Source organism: Micromonospora echinofusca, from assembly GCF_900091445.1.
Taxonomy (GTDB): domain Bacteria; phylum Actinomycetota; class Actinomycetes; order Mycobacteriales; family Micromonosporaceae; genus Micromonospora; species Micromonospora echinofusca.
The window spans coordinates 4,813,975-4,830,362 of the sequence record NZ_LT607733.1 but is presented as its reverse complement, the minus strand read 5'-3'; the positions used below and the strand labels follow the sequence as shown (position 1 = coordinate 4,830,362).

17 protein-coding genes and 1 pseudogene are annotated in these 16,388 nt (G+C 74.9%); 10 read left to right on the top strand and 8 right to left on the bottom strand.

The annotated features are described in order from the left end of the window. The 8 genes and pseudogenes from rimM (at nt 1) to GA0070610_RS20505 (ending at nt 5,237) form a co-directional block, all read left to right on the top strand. A complete protein-coding gene (rimM, locus tag GA0070610_RS20540) occupies nt 1-552 on the top strand; it encodes a ribosome maturation factor RimM (protein WP_172896700.1) in 552 nt (183 codons plus the stop codon). Nucleotides 553-572: 20 nt separating this feature from the next. Then, nucleotides 573-1,346 carry a tRNA (guanosine(37)-N1)-methyltransferase TrmD gene (gene trmD / locus GA0070610_RS20535; protein ID WP_089001548.1) on the top strand — a complete coding sequence of 258 codons (774 nt, stop codon included), beginning with the start codon at nt 573-575 and terminating at the stop codon, nt 1,344-1,346. Between the two features lie 142 nt (nt 1,347-1,488). Then, complete coding sequence (rplS, locus tag GA0070610_RS20530) at nt 1,489-1,845, top strand: 50S ribosomal protein L19 (protein WP_089001547.1); 357 nt, start codon at nt 1,489-1,491, stop codon at nt 1,843-1,845. 185 nt (nt 1,846-2,030) lie between these two features. After that, nucleotides 2,031-2,905 (top strand): annotated as a pseudogene (gene lepB / locus GA0070610_RS20525) (signal peptidase I). 9 nt (nt 2,906-2,914) lie between these two features. Next, nucleotides 2,915-3,535: a signal peptidase I gene (lepB, locus tag GA0070610_RS20520; RefSeq protein ID WP_089001546.1), complete on the top strand. Its 621-nt coding sequence runs from the start codon at nt 2,915-2,917 to the stop codon at nt 3,533-3,535. A gap of 48 nt (nt 3,536-3,583) precedes the next feature. Then, a complete protein-coding gene (locus GA0070610_RS20515; protein ID WP_089003630.1) occupies nt 3,584-4,111 on the top strand; it encodes an NUDIX hydrolase in 528 nt (175 codons plus the stop codon). Further along, nucleotides 4,105-4,917: a ribonuclease HII gene (locus GA0070610_RS20510; RefSeq protein ID WP_089001545.1), complete on the top strand. Its 813-nt coding sequence runs from the start codon at nt 4,105-4,107 to the stop codon at nt 4,915-4,917. Before GA0070610_RS20515 ends, GA0070610_RS20510 begins: the two co-directional genes overlap by 7 nt. Further along, entirely contained in the window at nt 4,914-5,237 is a 324-nt protein-coding gene (locus GA0070610_RS20505; RefSeq protein WP_007075222.1) for a DUF2469 domain-containing protein, read from the top strand. Before GA0070610_RS20510 ends, GA0070610_RS20505 begins: the two co-directional genes overlap by 4 nt. Nucleotides 5,238-5,340: 103 nt before the next feature. Here GA0070610_RS20505 and GA0070610_RS20500 read toward each other — a convergent pair whose 3' ends face one another. The 3 genes from GA0070610_RS20500 to GA0070610_RS20490 all read right to left on the bottom strand — a co-directional run bounded on the left by GA0070610_RS20500 (nt 5,341) and on the right by GA0070610_RS20490 (nt 9,125). After that, nucleotides 5,341-6,447 (bottom strand): sulfite oxidase, encoded by a 1,107-nt coding sequence (locus tag GA0070610_RS20500; RefSeq protein ID WP_089001544.1) that lies wholly within the window; start codon nt 6,445-6,447, stop codon nt 5,341-5,343. Nucleotides 6,448-6,669: 222 nt separating this feature from the next. Next, on the bottom strand, nt 6,670-8,763 hold the full coding sequence (locus GA0070610_RS20495; protein ID WP_392567263.1) for an amylo-alpha-1,6-glucosidase: 2,094 nt from the start codon (nt 8,761-8,763) through the stop codon (nt 6,670-6,672). Then, a complete protein-coding gene (locus GA0070610_RS20490) occupies nt 8,760-9,125 on the bottom strand; it encodes an SCP2 sterol-binding domain-containing protein (RefSeq protein WP_157747194.1) in 366 nt (121 codons plus the stop codon). Before GA0070610_RS20490 ends, GA0070610_RS20495 begins: the two co-directional genes overlap by 4 nt. A 327-nt stretch (nt 9,126-9,452) precedes the next feature. On the opposite strand from GA0070610_RS20490, the gene GA0070610_RS20485 reads away from it, so the two are divergent. Continuing rightward, nucleotides 9,453-10,193, top strand: a complete 741-nt coding sequence (locus tag GA0070610_RS20485) for a murein hydrolase activator EnvC family protein (protein ID WP_089001542.1) — start codon at nt 9,453-9,455, stop codon at nt 10,191-10,193. Here the strand turns inward: GA0070610_RS20485 and GA0070610_RS20480 are convergent. Together GA0070610_RS20480 and GA0070610_RS20475 are read right to left on the bottom strand one after the other, a co-directional pair. Next, complete coding sequence (locus GA0070610_RS20480; protein WP_089001541.1) at nt 10,081-11,262, bottom strand: aminotransferase class V-fold PLP-dependent enzyme; 1,182 nt, start codon at nt 11,260-11,262, stop codon at nt 10,081-10,083. The two genes, GA0070610_RS20485 and GA0070610_RS20480, sit on opposite strands and share 113 nt — an antisense overlap. Nucleotides 11,263-11,535: 273 nt before the next feature. Continuing rightward, entirely contained in the window at nt 11,536-12,543 is a 1,008-nt protein-coding gene (locus tag GA0070610_RS20475) for a tyrosine recombinase XerC (RefSeq protein ID WP_089001540.1), read from the bottom strand. A gap of 318 nt (nt 12,544-12,861) precedes the next feature. On the opposite strand from GA0070610_RS20475, the gene GA0070610_RS30605 reads away from it, so the two are divergent. After that, complete coding sequence (locus GA0070610_RS30605) at nt 12,862-13,005, top strand: hypothetical protein (protein ID WP_157747193.1); 144 nt, start codon at nt 12,862-12,864, stop codon at nt 13,003-13,005. A gap of 26 nt (nt 13,006-13,031) precedes the next feature. Here GA0070610_RS30605 and GA0070610_RS20470 read toward each other — a convergent pair whose 3' ends face one another. Genes GA0070610_RS20470 through GA0070610_RS20460 form a run of 3 tightly spaced genes read right to left on the bottom strand, consistent with a single transcriptional unit; the run spans nt 13,032 to nt 16,166 of the window. Next, nucleotides 13,032-14,324: a DNA-processing protein DprA gene (locus tag GA0070610_RS20470; RefSeq protein ID WP_392567335.1), complete on the bottom strand. Its 1,293-nt coding sequence runs from the start codon at nt 14,322-14,324 to the stop codon at nt 13,032-13,034. Beyond that, a complete protein-coding gene (locus tag GA0070610_RS20465) occupies nt 14,234-15,754 on the bottom strand; it encodes a YifB family Mg chelatase-like AAA ATPase (protein ID WP_089003628.1) in 1,521 nt (506 codons plus the stop codon). The genes GA0070610_RS20470 and GA0070610_RS20465 overlap by 91 nt, the downstream gene beginning before the upstream one ends. A gap of 52 nt (nt 15,755-15,806) precedes the next feature. Then, a complete protein-coding gene (locus tag GA0070610_RS20460) occupies nt 15,807-16,166 on the bottom strand; it encodes a YraN family protein (protein WP_089001538.1) in 360 nt (119 codons plus the stop codon). Between the last annotated feature and the right edge of the window lie 222 nt (nt 16,167-16,388).

Genomic DNA, 16,388 nt, shown 5'->3' with positions numbered 1-16,388 from the left:
CTGCTCATCGTCGGCAGGATCGGCAAGCCGCACGGCATCCGCGGTGAGGTCACCGTGGAGGTGCGGACCGACGAGCCCGAAGCGCGGTTCGCCCCGGGGAAGGTGCTGCGCACCGAGCCCGGGGCGGCCCCGCCGCCGGCCGCGTCCGAGCGCGGGGAGGCCTTCCGGGTGCCCGCCGAACTTGTCGTGGAGTCCGCCCGCTGGCACCAGGGGCGGATGCTGGTCGCGTTCGAGGGCATTCTCGACCGGGACGTCGCCGAGGCGCTGCGCGGCACGCTGATCGGGGTCGACAGCGGCGAGGTCGGCGCGCCGGAGGACCCGGAGGAGTTCCACGACCACCAGCTCGTCGGGCTGGCCGTGGTCAACCCCGACGGCGACCGGCTGGGCGAGGTGGCCCGGATCGAGCACGCCCCCTCGTCCGACCTGCTGGTGCTGCGCCGACCCGAGGGCGGCACGGCGCTCATCCCGTTCGTCAAGGCGATCGTCCCCGAGGTTGACCTCGCCGGCGGTCGCGTCGTCGTCGACCCGCCGGCCGGTCTGCTCGATCTGTAGAACCGCTGGAGCACCCCCGCATGCGCGTCGACATCGTGTCGATCTTCCCGGAGTACTTCGCCCCGCTCGACCTGTCGCTGATCGGGAGGGCACGGGCGAACGGCACGCTGCGGCTGGCCGTACACGATCTGCGGATCTGGACCCACGACGTGCACCGCACGGTCGACGACACGCCCTACGGCGGCGGGCCCGGCATGGTGATGCGGCCGGAGCCGTGGGGCGAGGCGCTCGACGCCCTCGCCCCGGCGGAGGTGACCGCGCCCCGGCTGGTGGTGCCGGCGCCGACCGGCGCCCCCTTCACCCAGGCGATGGCGCACGAGCTGGCCGCCGAGCCGCACCTGCTCTTCGCCTGCGGCCGGTACGAGGGCATCGACCAGCGGGTGCTCGACCACGCCGCCACCCGGATGCCGGTGACCGAGGTCTCCCTCGGCGACTACGTCCTCTTCGGCGGGGAGGTGGCCGTGCTGGTGATCCTGGAGGCGGTCACCCGGCTGCTGCCCGGCGTGCTCGGCAACGCGGGCTCGCTGGCCGAGGAGTCGCACGCGCACGGGCTGCTGGAGGCCCCCATGTACACGAAGCCGGCGGCCTGGCGCGGGCTGGAGGTGCCGGAGGTGCTCCGCTCCGGTGACCACGGCAGGATCGCCCGCTGGCGGCGCGACGAGGCGCTGACCCGCACCGCGGACCGCCGGCCCGACATGCTCGCGGCGCTGGACCCGGGCCGGCTCGACAAGCGGGACGTCGCCGCGCTGGACCGGGCCGGATTTCAGGTGCCGTCGGGGGATGTGGCAAAGTAGGGGGGTTGCCGCAACCGGCCGCGCCGCGGCCGGCTGCGAGGATCCTCGACCGGGGTCGGGTCACCGACCACCATCCGGGGATCAGAATCACCCACCCGCGCACCGATTGACGGTGCGCCGTGAGCCTCACGAGGACGCAGCGATGAACATCCTGGACGCCCTTGACGCCCAGTCGAAGCGCACCGACCTCCCCGACTTCCGTGCCGGTGACACCGTGAAGGTGCACGCCCGGGTCGTCGAGGGCAACCGGTCCCGTGTCCAGATCTTCCAGGGCGTCGTCATCCGCCGCCAGGGTGACGGTCTGCGCGAGACCTTCTCGGTTCGCAAGATCAGCTTCGGTGTCGGTGTCGAGCGCACCTACCCGATCAACAGCCCGGCGATCGACCGGATCGAGGTCGTGACCCGCGGTGACGTGCGCCGGGCCAAGCTCTACTACCTGCGCGAGCTGCGCGGCAAGAAGGCCAAGATCAAGGAGAAGCGCGAGAAGCAGCCCAGCTGACCCTCGCGCTCGCCACGCCGCCCGAGCTGCGCGTATGTCGTACCGACCGGACCGCACTACCCTGGTCGCTACGGGCGCAGCCGGGCGACGTCCCGCCACCACGGCGGAGCGACGGCCACTACCGCACGGGGAGCCCCGACGGGGTTCCCGGGCGGTAGTGTCATTTCTGCTGACCGGAGAGTGGCGTGGTGCAGACGCTTGACGAGGACGGCGCCGTCGACCCGTGGCGACGTCGGGCCCGCCGGCCCCGCCGACAGATGCCCCTCTGGCAGGAGCTGCCGCTGCTGCTCGTCGTCGCGTTCTGCCTGGCGGTGCTGATCCGCACCTTCCTGCTCCAGGCGTTCTTCATCCCCTCCGGCTCGATGGAGGACACCCTCCTCGTCGGCGACCGGGTCCTGGTCAACAAGGTCGTCTACGACGTACGCGACCCGGTGCGGGGCGAGGTCGTCGTCTTCCGGGGCACCGAGCGCTGGGCCCCGCAGGTCGACGAGGAGCCCGAGCCCGGGTTCGCGGCCAAGCTCAGCCGGACCGTCGGCGACCTGGTCGGCGTCAGCCGCCCTGGCGAGAAGGACTTCATCAAGCGGGTCATCGGCCTGCCCGGCGACCGGGTGAAGTGCTGCGACGCCGAGGGGCGGGTGCTGGTCAACGGCACCCCGCTCGACGAGTCGTCGTACGTCCTGCGGGACTCGCCGCTCGACATCCCGCCCAACCCCCGCGAGTGCCGCTCCCGGCGCTTCGAGGAGGTCGTGGTCCCGCCCGGGCAGATCTTCGTGATGGGCGACCACCGGATGGTCTCCCAGGACGCCCGCTGCCAGGGGCCGGTGCCGATCGAGAACGTGGTGGGCCGGGCGTTCACGGTGGTCTGGCCGTCGTCGCGGTGGAGCGGGCTGTCGGTGCCCGCGACCTTCGACGACGTCGCCGACCCACCGGCCGCCTCCACCGGCGCGCCGCCCCCGGTCCGCCCCACGCCGGACGGCAATCTGGTGCTGTTGGCCCCGACCGCTGCCGCGCTCGCCGTTCTCGCGCGTTCCGGACGGTGGCGTCCGGCCGGGCAACGTAGGCTCGTGCCGTGATTGACGAGCAGACCGACAAGCCGCGCAGTTCCTTCTGGAAGGAGCTGCCCATCCTCCTGGGTGTGGCGATCCTGGTCGCGGTGCTGGTGCGTGCCTTCGTGCTGCAGACCTTCTTCATCCCCTCCCCGTCGATGGAGAACACCCTCCAGATCGACGATCGGGTGCTGGTCAACAAGCTGGTCTACGACTTCCGGTCCCCGCGCCGGGGTGAGGTGATCGTCTTCAAGGCCCCCATGGAGTGGAGCGCCAACCCCGACGGCGAGGACTTCATCAAGCGCGTCATCGGCGTCGGCGGCGACCACGTGGTCTGCTGCGACGCGCAGGACCGGCTGGTGATCAACGGCAAGCCGCTGGACGAGCCCTACATCTACCCTGGCGACAAGACCGCCGAGGAGTTCGACATCACCGTCCCGAAGGGCCGGCTCTGGGTGATGGGCGACCACCGCGAGGCGTCGGGCGACTCGCTGGAGCACTGGCAGCAGTCCGGTCAGGACATCACCGTCGCCACGATTCCCGAGGGCGAGGTCGTGGGGCGGGCCTTCACCGTCTTCTGGCCCGTCGGCCGGGCCACCTGGCTGAGCGTGCCCGAGTCGTACGAGGCCATCCCCGAACCATAGGGGCCGCCGGGCGTGGGCGTTGTCGGCGGCGTCTGGCAGGCTGGTGCGGTGACCGTCTACACCCCTCGGCGCGCGGCGCGCGTCCTGCTCGTCGACGCGACGGGTCGGGTGCTGCTCTTCTGCGGCTCCGACCCGGCCCGCCCCGAGCACGGGCGCTGGTGGTTCACCCCCGGCGGCGGCCTGGACGAGGGGGAGACCTACCCCGAGTGCGCGGCGCGGGAGCTGGCCGAGGAGACCGGGCTGCGGCTGCCGGCGACGGCGTTCGGGGCGCCCGTGCACCGCGACGTGACGGAGTTCCCCTTCGACGGCGTGTGGTACCGGCAGGAACAGGAGTTCTTCCTGGTGCGGGTGACGGGTCACGAGGTCGACACCGCGGGCTTCAGCGACGTCGAGCGGGCCAGCGTCGCCGCGCACCGGTGGTGGCTCCCGGACGAGTTGGTCGCCAGCGGGGAGCGGTACTACCCGCCGGACCTGCCGGCGGTGCTGGCCCGGGCGCTGGCCGCTCCGGCGGCGCCGACGGTCGGGGTGGGCGGGCGCCAGGAAGGCGTCGACGGCCACGAGGACGCGCCGTGCTGACGCCCCCGCGCACCGTGGTGCGCCGCGAGGGCGGGCTCTACGCGCTGGAGCGCGCGCTGCAGCGGCGCGGTTTCCGGCACGTCGCCGGGGCCGACGAGGCGGGTCGCGGCGCCTGCGCCGGGCCGCTGGTCGCCGCCGCCGCGATCCTGCCCGAAGGGCGGCGCGGCGAGATCGACGGGCTGGCCGACTCCAAGCTGCTCACCCCCGCGAGCCGGGAGCGCATCCACGACGAGGTCGTGTCCCGCGCGCTCGCGTACGCCGTGGTGGTCGTTCCCGCCGAGGAGGTCGACGAGCGGGGCCTGCACGTGTGCAACCTGGCCGCGATGCGCCGCGCGCTGGCGTCGCTGACGACCCGGCCCGACTACGTGCTGACCGACGGCTTCGGGGTGGACGGCCTCGACGTGCCGGGGCTGGCCGTGTGGAAGGGCGACCGGGTGGCGGCCTGCGTGGCGGCGGCGAGCGTGCTGGCCAAGGTGACCCGGGACCGGATGATGGTCGAGTTGGACGGGGCGTTCCCGGGCTACGGGTTCGCCGAGCACAAGGGTTACATCACCGCGGAGCACACCGCGGCGCTGCGGGAGCGGGGGCCGTGCCGGGAGCACCGGTTCTCGTACGTCAACGTGGCGGCGGTGTCCGGTCGCGACGGCGCCCCGCCCCGCGCGCGTCGGCCGGCGGATGCGAGGCGGGACGAGCCGATGGAGCGCTCCTGCCCGCCAGGGGGTACCGTCGGCGTGGCGTTGGGCGAGCAGCCTCGGCCTCCGGCGTCGGTGGGGGAAGATGTGGTCATGGAAGGCGGAGTGCGATGAGCGCGGAAGACCTCGAGAAGTACGAGACCGAGATGGAGCTCCAGCTCTACCGGGAGTACCGCGACATTGTCCGCCAGTTCTCCTACGTGGTGGAGACCGAGCGCCGGTTCTACCTGGCCAACCAGGTCGACCTGCACGTGCGCAACTCCGACGGCGAGGTCTACTTCGAGGTCGAGATGCACGACGCCTGGGTGTGGGACATGTACCGTCCCGCCCGGTTCGTGAAGAACGTCCGGGTGATGACCTTCAAGGACGTCAACGTCGAGGAGCTGGAGAAGCCCGACATCTCGCTGCCCGCCGACTCCGGTTTCGGCGGCTGACCCACCGCCGGTCCCGCCCGACGGTCCCGCCGCCGGGCGTACGGCCCCGTCGGCGTCCCCACCGCCGCGCGGCCGTCGTTGCCTTCCGCCCCGGCGGCCGGCCTCAGTCCGACGGCACCACGACCTCGACGCGCTGGACGAGGTTGTTGGCGAAGCCGCCCCGGTTCCACCGCTGCCCGACCGGCTGACTGCGGCCGGAGGCGTCGGTGGCACGGGCCCCGAGGACGTGCCTGCCCGGCGTGGCCGTCCACTCGTACCGCCACCGGCGCCAGGCGAACTCCCCGCCGACCTGCTCGTCCAGAGTGGCCGGTCGCCAGCTGACCCCGCCGTCGGTGGTGACCTCCACCGAGGCGACGGGTGCGTGGCCCGACCAGGCGCGACCGTCCAGGGTGCACGGACCGGCACGCAGCACGCGGGTGCGGGACATGAAGTCGGGGAAGCCGGGCGGACGGACCAGCGCCCGCGGCTCGATGCGGGTCACCGGCACCCCGGGGTCGTCGGCGTCCTCACGCAGCCGGTACGCGACCGCGTTCTGGTAGCCGTCGAACGCCTCGGTGCGTACGTCGATCGCGCGCAGCCACTTGACGTGCGCCATGCCGTACCAGCCGGGCACGATCAGCCGCAGCGGGGCGCCGTGCTGCGGCAGCAGCGGGGCCCCGTTCATCTCGTACGCCAGCAGCACCTCCTCGCGCAGCGCGTCGGCCGCCGGCAGCGCCCGCTGGTAGTCCTGCTCGACACCGCGTTCCACCCCGTGGTCGGCGCCGGTGAAGACCACGTCCACGGCGTCGGCGGCGATGCCGGCCTCGCGCAGCAGCGGCGCCAGCGGCGTGCCCGTCCACTCGGCGTTGCCGACCGCCTCGACCAGCCACGGCTGACTGACCGGCCGCGGGTGCAGCAGGGCGCGCCCGTTGCCCGCGCACTCCAGCGTCACCCGTCGGGTGACCCGGGGTCGCTCGCGCAGCGCGGCCAGGTCGAGCGTCAGCGGCCGGTCCACCGCGCCGGCCACGGTCAGCGCGTGCGTGGCCGGGTCGAGGTCCGGGATGTCGTAGTGGATGAGCAGGTAGTGCAGGCCGGCCGGGGTCACGTCGTAGCGCAGCGCCTCCAGCGGGATGCCGTGGTTGCGGGCGGCGAGCTGCAACTCCTCGGCGGTGATCCCCTCGCCGGGCTCCGCCACGCGTGACGCCCCGCTGGCGTCGTCCACTGTGGTCATCGAGGCCTCCCCCGGCCGACGGCGGCGGCTCCGCCGTGCGCCCGTCCCAGCCTAGGGCCGACGCCGCCGCGCCGGGGACGCCGGGTGATTCCCCACGCCGTCACCCACCGCGCCCTCCGGCTCCGGGCGTCACGCTCCACGGGCTCCGACCGCTGCGCCCATCGGCTCCGACCGTCGTGCTGTGCGGCTCCGACCGTCGTCCCCGGTGGGCGCCGCCGGTCGCTAGCCGAGCAGGGGGGAGGGGTAGCCGCCGGTGGCGTCGGTCGGCGGCTGGTCGGGGCGGTGACGGGCGAAGGCGTCGACCCTGCCCCAGCGGCCGGGAATGTCCAGCAGCGCGATCCGCTGGAAGCTCGGTGGGAGCGCCGCGTCGACGGCGAGGTGCCCCTCGTGCGGGTCGATGCCGAGCATGGCCCGGATGAGGAGCAGGGACGCGCCGCTGGACCACGCCTGGGGGCTGCCGGCGGTGGGGTAGCGGACGGGGTACCGGGTCGTCTGGCGGTCGAAGCCGCCGAAGGCCTCCGGCAGGCGGCCGTGGAAGTAGGTCGCGGCGGCGATGATGCCTTCGGCGATGCGACCGGCCTCGGCGGCGAACCCGTAGCGGCGCAGGCCCCAGGCGATGAACGAGTTGTCGAAGGGCCAGACGGTCCCGTTGTGGTAGCCGAGCGGGTTGTAGCGGCCCTGACCCTCGGCGAGGGTGCGTACCCCCCAGCCGGAGAAGAGCGCGGGGCCCATCAGGTGCTCGACGATGCGCGGGGCCCGGTCCGGGGGCACGATGCCGCTCCACAGCAGGTGCCCGATGTTGGAGGACAGGGCGTCCACGGGGGTGCCGTCGTGGTCGAGGGCGAGCGCGTAGTAGCCGCGCTCGTCGATCCAGAAGTCCCGGTTGAACCGGTCCTTCAGCGCCGCCGCCTCCCGCTCCAGCCGGTCGGCGTACGCGGGGTCGTCCCAGAACGCGCGCGCGAGGCGGGCCGCGCGGACCTTGGCGTCGTAGGCGTAGCCCTGCACCTCGCAGGTGGCCCGGGGAAAGCCCGGCAGCCTGCCGTCGGCGTAGGAGACGCCGTCCCAGGAGTCCTTCCAGCACTGGTTCTCCAGGCCGGTGGCGCGGTTGCGCCGCTCGTACCAGACGTAGCCGGTGGAGGTCAGGTCCGCGTACCGGTCGATCCACTCCAGGGCCGCCCGGGCCTCCTTCTCCAACTCCTTGACCAGCGCCCCGTCACCGGTCCACCGCTCGTACTCGTCGAGCAGCACCACGAACAGCGGCGAGGCGTCCACGGTGCCGTAGTACGGCGAGTGGGGCTGCTCCTCGAAGGCGGCCGATTCGCCGTAGCGCAGCTCGTGCAGGATCCGCCCGGGGTCCTCGTCGAGGATGTCGTCCCGGCGACCGCCTTGGAGGAACGCGAGGATGCGCAGCGTCGGCGGGGCCAGCGACGGTGTGACGTGCAGGGTCTGCAGACAGGTCAGCAGGCTGTCGCGGCCGAACAGGGTCATGAACCAGGGCAGCCCCGCCGCTGGCACGGTGGCGCCGCCGAGGGACAGCGGTGCGAAGCGCAGCGCCGCCAGGTCCACGATGCTGCGCTGGTACACCTGCCGCAGAGCGCTGTTGTCGGTGTCCAGCCGGGGTGCCTGCGTGACCCACGCGCGTACGGCGTCCGGCAGGGTCGAGTCGTCCGGGCGCAGCGCGCGCACCGCCGCGCGCCAGTCGTGGCCGTCGGGACGCAGCACCCGCATCGTCACCCGTAGCTGCGTGGACCACTGCTGCCCGGGCCGCAGCCGGGGCCGGAACCGGACGCCGCGCGCATCGACGCTGGCCGGCTCACTCGCCGAGACGCGCACCTCCCGCCGGAACGTGCCGCGTCGGTAGCCCAGCACCAGTTCGCTGTCACCGACCTCGGAGTAGTAGGTGCCGGCCTTCTCGCGGACGTCGAACTTGATGTCGAAGATGTCGGCGAAGTCGGCGGCCACCTCCAGCCGCACGTCGAGGTCGACGTCGTGCTCGCCGTAGTTGAACACCGTCACCGACTCGGTCAGGTCCGGCCCGATCCGCCGCCGCCGGATCGCCGACACGTCGGCCTGCACGTAGTCGGTCTGCCCGCCCGGAACCAGGAAGAACGCCGCCTCGAAGTACTGGCTGTCGTCCACCGACAGCGCGGTCAGCCGCTCGCCGCCGATCGTGAGGATCCAGCGGGAGAGGAAGCGGGTGTCGGCGGCGAACAACCCGGTCGGCGTGTCGGGCGCGGCGTCCACGTCACCGCTGGAGTCGGACACGATGAACGAGTTGCCGTCGATGCACGACACGGTGCCCGCGATGTCCCTCACCTGGCCGCCCCCCGCGTCCAGGGCGCACCGGCCTCGCGCGGCACGGCCGGCGCGGGGAACAGCAGACCCATCCGCAGCGCCAGGCCGAAGTCGCCGTCGACCATGATCTCGCCGCGCAGGATCGCGGCCAGCCCGTTCAGCTCACCCCGCGCCATGGTGTCCGCGACCTCGGAGGACATGGTGAACACGGCGTCGGCGGGACCATCGTCCTGGGACAGCCGCAGCCTGCCCTGGTCGATGGTCAGCAGCCACCTCCGCACCCGATCACCGTCGCGGATGTCGAACCGGACGCTGCCGGACAGCCGGCACAGCCGCGGCTCAAACTCCGTGCTCGCCAACTGCTCGAAGAACGCTTCGGTCACCGGAATTCGACCTCCAGCCCCCTCTGGCCAGGTGCAGGCGGCGGCATACCCGCCGGACGAGGGGCTAACCCGCACCGCCCCGACGCGTCGCCGCAGGCGGCCACCCGCGGCGAGATCGCCGGGGACGCGTGCCGGCCGTCAGCCGACGAACGTGAACATCGTCGCGCCGGGCGGCAGGGCGCGGGGTACGCCGAGGAAACGCTGGACCAGACGGCGTGCCTAGCAGACTGCCCGGCCCCGTGGGGGGCCGTCCACAGGACGACAGTCGTCCACAGGTGACGGTGTCGCCGGTGGCGGGTGCGGGCAGGCGCCGGGCAGGCTGCGCCCATGCGACCTGCCGCCCGTACCGCCGTCGCGCTCTGCGCCGCCCTGCTGTCCCTCGGGCCCGCCGCACCCGTCCCCCGGCCGGCCGCGTCTGGCGTCCGGCCGTCCGCGCCCGGTTCCTGGCCGTCCACGCCGGTGGTCCGGCCGGTCCCGGCGGCACGGCCGTTCGGTGCGGTCGTGCCGGCCGGTGCGGTGTCGCCCGGGGTGGCGCGGTTCCGGTGGCCGCTCGACGGCGTTCCGCGCCCGGTGCGCCGGTTCGACCCGCCGCCGCGACCGTGGCTGCCCGGGCACCGGGGAGTCGACCTGGCCGCCGCGCCCGGCGCGACCGTGCGGGCCGCCGGCGCCGGCACGGTGCTCTTCGCCGGCCTGGTCGCCGGCCGTCCCGTCGTCACCGTCGGGCACACCGACGGCCTGCGGACCACCCACGAGCCGGTGTCGCCGGCGGTCCGCGCCGGCGAGACACTGGCGGTCGGGGCGCCGCTGGGCGTCCTCCTCGCCGGCCACCCGGGCTGCCCCGCCCCCGCCTGCCTGCACTGGGGGCTGCGGCGCGGCGCCGAATACCTCGATCCGCTGGCCCTGCTCGGCCTGGGACCCGTGCGGCTGCTGCCGCTCGACGGCGCAGACCCGGCCCTCAGCGCTGGGCGAGCAGCGGGGGCAGCCGCACCGAGAGCCGTTCGTACTCGTCCGGGGTGTTGTAGACCTGCGCGCAGAGCCGCAGCCAGCCCCGTCCGTTCCAGGCCATGACGGCGACCTCGGTGGCGAGCCGGTCGGCGATCCGTTCCCGCAGCGCCCGCGCCGCCTCGAACGTGGTGCCGAGGCCCGCCGGCAGCGGCACGATGCGCATGGCGACCCCCGGCCCGCCGGGGTCCGGCAGGTCGGCGGGGGCCACCCCGAGCGCGTCCCCCAGCACCCGCTGGCCGTACGCCGCCAGCGCGGCGTTGTGCCCGCGTACCCGGTCGGGGCCGAGGCTGCGCAGCGTGAACAGGCCCACCGGCGCGGCCAGCCAGCCCGTGTAGTCCTGCGTCGCCGCCCACTCGACCCGGCGGGGAAACCCTGACTCCTGCTCCCACGAGACGGCCAGCGGCTCGATCCGTTCCCGCCACGACGGGGCGACCACCAGCACGGCGGTGCCGCGCGGCGCGTACGCCCACTTGTGCAGGTTGCCCACCCAGAAGTCGGCGCCGACGTCGCTGACCGGCGTCGGCAGCATGCCCGGGGCGTGGGCGGCGTCGACGAGGACCGGAATCCCGTGCTCCCGGGCCACGCCGACGAGCGCGGCGACGGGGAAGAACCGGGCGGTCGCCGAGGCGAGCTGGTCCACGACGAGCAGTCGGGTCCGGCCGGGGCGCAGCCCGGCGCGGACGAGCTGGACGATCTCCTCGTCCGAGGCGGTCAACGGCACGGGCAGCACCCGGGCGACGGCCCCTGTACGCCGGCACTCCCGCGCGACGGAGAGGCCGACCGCGCCGTAGCCGTGGTCCGTGGCGAGCACCTCGTCGCCGGGGCGCAGGCCGAGCGACTGGAGCACCACCGCCACGCCGGTGGTCGCGTTCGGGACCAGGGCGGTGCCGTCGGGGTCGGCGCCCAGGAAACCGGCCAGGTGCCGGCGGGCGTGGGCGATCCGGTCGACCAGGCCCTGGGTGAAGAAGCGCAGCGGGTTGGCCTCCATCTCGTCGCGCAGCCGCTGCTGGGCCCGCTGCACGACGAGCGGCACCGCGCCGAAGGAGCCGTGGTTCAGGTGGCTGACCGCCGGGTCGAGCGAGAAGAGCAGGCGGGCTGCCACGATCGGCTCGGGCGGCTGCGGCAGGCTCACCCGATGATCGTAGCGACCCGTCGATGTCCCGCCGCCGTTCCGCGGCTGATCCGGGCCCAGCCTCCTCGAACACGGGCAGGCCGCCCGTTCCCGCGCCACGACGGCACCATCGCCGCTACGGTCCGTTTCAACCGTGACTGGCTGCGCCGGATCGCGACGACGGCGGTGCAGCCCGCTCGCCCGATACCACACAGGTATTTTTATGCCCCACAGGTATCAGCGGAGCGGATGCTGCCCGGCCGGCTGGTCGGGGTGTTGACCCTTCTGAAACAGCTACGCGCGGGGGTGGGCCTGGCGGTAGGCGGCGCGGAGCCGCTCCACCGACACGTGCGTGTAGATCTGGGTGCTCGCCAGGGAGGAGTGCCCCAGCAGCTCCTGCACCGCCCGCAGGTCGGCGCCGCCCTCGAGCAGGTGGGTGGCCGCCGAGTGCCGCAGCCCGTGCGGGCTGACCGGAGGCAGGCCGGCGGCCTGCGCGTACCCGCCGACGATCCGCCGTGCCGTAGTCGGGTTGAGCCGTCCGCCGCGGGCGCCGAGCAGCAGCGCGTCGCGGGAGCGCGGTGCGGTCAGTGCCGGCCGGCCGTGGCGCAGCCACTCGTCGAGCGCCCGCTGCGCCGGCACCCCGTACGGGACCGCGCGCTCCCGGCCGCCCTTGCCGAACACCCGCACGACCCGGCGCGCGTGGTCGACGTCGGCGACGTCGAGGCCGCACGCCTCGCTGATCCGCACCCCCGTGCCGTAGAGCAGCTCCAGCAGCGCCCGATCGCGCAGCAGCACCGCCTCGGCCGCCCCGTCCGGCGTACGGGACGGCTCCGGCGATGCCGGCGACGCGGACCCGGAGTCGTCCTCGGCGGGTGACGCCGACCGGGGTTCGTCCCGGGTGGGCGGCGTCGGCCCGGGAGCGGCGAGCCGGCCCGGCGCCTCGACCAGGGCGGCAGCCTGGTCGGCGCGCAGCACGGTCGGCAGGTCCCGGTGGGCCCGTGGGCTGGCCAGGGCGCCGGCCACGTCGGCGGGGAGCAGCCCGCAGCGGTGCGCCCACGCGCTGAACGTCCGCGCCGAGGCCGCCCGGCGGGCGAGCGACGTCCGGGCCGCCCCCGTCGTCCGCTGCTTCGCCAGCCAACTGCGCAGCACGGAGAGGTCCAGCTCCGGCAAGTCGGCGCACCCCATCCGGTGGGCGTGGTCCAGCATCGACACCACGTCACCGACGTACGCCCGCACGGTGTGGGCGGAACGGTTGCGCACCCCGGCCAGGTGCGCGGCGAAGTCGTCCACCGCCTCCCGCATGCCCGGCGGGAGAGCCTCGTGGGTCGCCCGGGTGCCCTTCGTCTCCCGGCTCACCGCGGCTCCCTGCCGGGCACCCGCCGGCCGGCCGGCGCACCTCGCGGCGGCGTCCCGCCCGGTCGAGCGGGCGCGGCGGTGCGGGTCGAGGCCGTGACGGCGGTGGACGGCGGATCCTCGGGCGGCACGGGCCCAGCCTACGGACGGCCGGCGGAACCGGCAGGACACCGGGCCGGCGTACCGGGGAGGACCAGGTCGGTGCCGACCTCGCCCCGGGGCGCGCCGTCGGGTTGACGATCTCGGCCGGGTTGCGCGGCCGGACAGGTGCCGCAGCTCCTCGCCGAGGTGCGCTGCCTCGCCGAGGTGGCCCGGTCGACGCCGGAGATGACGCACGTGCGCCTACTCGACCGGTTGGTGCGGCGCTGCCGGCAGGAGCGCGCGACGGAGATCCGCTTCGAGGGCGACTGACGGCGGTTCGTGCTCCGTCCGGCACCTCACGCTCCGTCCGGCGTCGCCGCTCGCCTCGCGGTCTGCTCCCTGGGCGGTGGCGCGAGGGCGTACCCGTCGTCGCGGCGGAGCACCAACGCCAGCTCCTCGAGCATCGACAGCTTCCGCAGCGCGGTACGGACGGGCACTCCCGCCCGCGCGGCGAGGACGTCCACGCCCACCGCGCCCCGGCGGGGCAACGCCTCCACGACGGCCCGCGCGTCGTCGTCGAGCAGGTCGGCCGGCCGCTGAGGGCCACGCGGTACGGGTGCCAGGTCACCGATCCGCCCGACCTCCTCCAGCACCTGCGCGACGCCGGTCACCAGCCGGGCCTTCGGATGCTCCCGCAGCGTCTCGTGGGCGCCGACGGACATCGCCGACGTGACCGGGCCGGGCACCACCATGCTGGGCTTGCCCAGGGCGAGCGCCCGGTGCGTGGTCTGCGTGGCGCCGCTGCGGGCGGCCGCCTCCACCAGCACCGTGCCGAGGGTGCCCGCCGCGATGACCCGGTTGCGGATGAGGAACCGGGGCCGGAGCGGGTCGGCTCCCGGCATCCACTCGCTGACCAGCAGCCCGGTGTCGGCGATCCGGTCGAACAGCGCCGCGTTGCCCATCGGGTACGGGCGGTCCACGCCGCAGGCGAGCACCGCCACCGTGCGCCCACCGGCGTTGAGGGCGCCCCGGTGGGCTGCGGCGTCGATGCCGAAGGCGCCGCCCGAGACCACGGTCCAGTCCCGCTCGGCCAGCCCGTAGCCGAGTTCCGTGGCGACGTGCGTGCCGTAGCCGCTGGCGGCGCGGGCACCGACCACCGCAACGGAGCGGTCGAAGGCCTCCCCGAGCGGCCACGAGCCGCGTACCCAGAAGCAGAGCGGGGGAGCGGTCTCGACGTCCACCCGCCGGTAGGCCTCGGGCAGCCGGAGCCGGCGCAGCTCGTCGACCCGGACGGGCCACTCCTCGTCGCCGGGGACGACGAGCCGGGCGCCGAGCCGGTCCGTACGGGCCAGCGCCTCGGCCGCGACGGCCCTGGCGTCGCCGGCCGCGCAACGGGCCGCCACGCTGTTGCGCAACGTCTCGTCCGGCGCGCCCCCGTCGAGCAGCAGGTCGAGCGCCGCCACCGGACCCAGCCGGTCCACCAGCCGGTGCACCGACCGGGTGCCCGGTTCGGCGAGCCAGGTGAGCGCCACCCGGGCCAGCGTCTCCTCGTCGATGCTCACGTCGCGTCCCCCGTCCTCAGTTGAATGGCCTCCCGTACGTCCTCCCGGTCGGGACGGTCCCGACCGTCCAGGTCCGCGATGGTCCAGGCCAGGCGGATGATCCGGTCGAAGCCCCGGGCCGACAGCGACCCGGAGTCGAGCCGGGCCCGCAGCTCGGCGGTGTCCGGCGCGGGCAACCGCCAGGGCGGGCGGCGCAGGTACGGGCCGGGTATCTCGGCGTTGACGCGGTGGCCGAGCACCGCCCAGCGCGCGGCCGCCGCCTGCCGGGCCACCGCCACCCGTTCGGCGACGGTGGCGGAGGCCTCGCTCTCGACGGTGGCCTCCATCAGCTCGGCCGCCCGGACGGGCGGCAGCCGCACCTGCACGTCGATCCGGTCCAGCAGGGGCCCGGAGAGCCGGCTGAGGTAGCGCCGCCGGGCCTGCGGCGGGCACTCGCAGTACGCGTCCCCGGCCGGCCTGGCGCACGGGCACGGGTTGGCCGCCAGCACCAGCTGGGTACGGGCCGGGTACTCGGCGCCGCCCCGGCTGCGGGCCAGCCGGACCCGGCCGTGCTCCAGCGGTTGGCGCAGTGCCTCCAGCGCGCCCCTGCTGAACTCGGGCGCCTCGTCGAGGAAGAGCACGCCCCGGTGGGCGAGTGAGATCGCGCCGGGGCGCGCCAGCCCGGACCCGCCGCCGACCAGCGACGGCACCGTCGCCGTGTGGTGTGGCGCCTGGAACGGCGGGCGGCGCAGCAACCGGCCGCCCGGCGGCAGCAGCCCGGCGATCGAGTGCAGCGCGGTGACCTCCAGCGCGGCCTCGTCGTCCAGTTCCGGCAGGATCGACGGGAGGCGCTCGGCGAGCATGGTCTTGCCCGCTCCCGGCGGCCCGACCAGTGCCAGGTGGTGCCCGCCCGCTGCGGCCACCTCCAGGGCCCTGCGGCCCAGACCCTGCCCCGCGACCTCGGCCAGGTCTGGCCCACCGCGGGTCGGTGGCGGGCCGTCCGACCCCGGTTCGATCAGGGGCGAGCCGTCGCGGATGAAGCTGACCAGCCGGTGCAGCGTGTCGACCGCCCGGACCCGGACCCCGGGGACGACCGCCGCCTCGGCGGCGTTGCCGGCCGGGACGATCACCTTCCCGACGCCGGCCCGGGCGGCGGCGGCGACCATCGGCAGCACGCCGCGCACCGGGCGGACCGCGCCGTCGAGCCCCAGCTCGCCGAGGACCACCACGTGTTCCAGCGGCAGCAGCGGCAGCTCGCCGGAGCCACCGAGCAGGGCCGCCGCTATCGCCAGATCGAACGCGGAACCGAACTTCGGCAGGTCGGCGGGGAGCAGGTTGAGCGTGATCCGCCGGTTGGGCCACCGCTGACCCGAGTTGACCACGGCCGCGCGGACCCGGTCCCGGGCCTCGTGCAGGGCGGTGTCCGGCAGCCCCGAGATCACCACGGCCGGCAGCCCGGCCGCCAGGTCGGCCTCGACCTCCACCAGATGCCCGGTGACGCCGACCAGGCCCACGCAGAGCACCTTCGCGTAGCTCACGACGCCGCCCGCCGGCGCCCGCCGCACGATCCCGTCCGGTCGCGCCCGCCCATCAGAACGCCCCCTTGAGGTGCTCGATCCTGGCCGCGCCGGCGCCGGTGAGGCGTACCGAGACGACGTCGAAGCGCACCTCGTCGGCGGTGGTGCCGGTGTCGGCGAGCCACCGGGCGGCGAGCCCGCGCAGCCGCCGCGCCTTGGCCGGTACGACCGCCTCGGCCGGCGGCCCGAACTGGTCGGTCCGGCGGGTCTTGACCTCGCAGAAGGCGAGCACCGGCCCGTCCCAGGCGATGATGTCGATCTCCCCGGCGGCGCATCGCCAGTTCCGGGCCACCGGGCGCAGTCCCGCCCCGATCAGGTGCCGGACGGCACACCGCTCCCCGTACGCGCCGACCGCCTGGTTCCGCTTCGTCATGTCCGGCACGGTGCCCCCGGCGGGCGCGGCGGCGCCGCCCCGCGTCCCGTGATCTGTGGACGGTGGACGAGCTGTGGACGAACGGACGATCATGCCCTCGCCGTGCTATGCGGCCGGACCGCCGTCCCTGAGCGTCGCCGGGCGGTGACCCGGTGCGCGGGGGGACGCGGGTGCCCAGGGGGCGAATGGCGCCCGTGGAGCCGGTCGCATACGGTGCCGGAC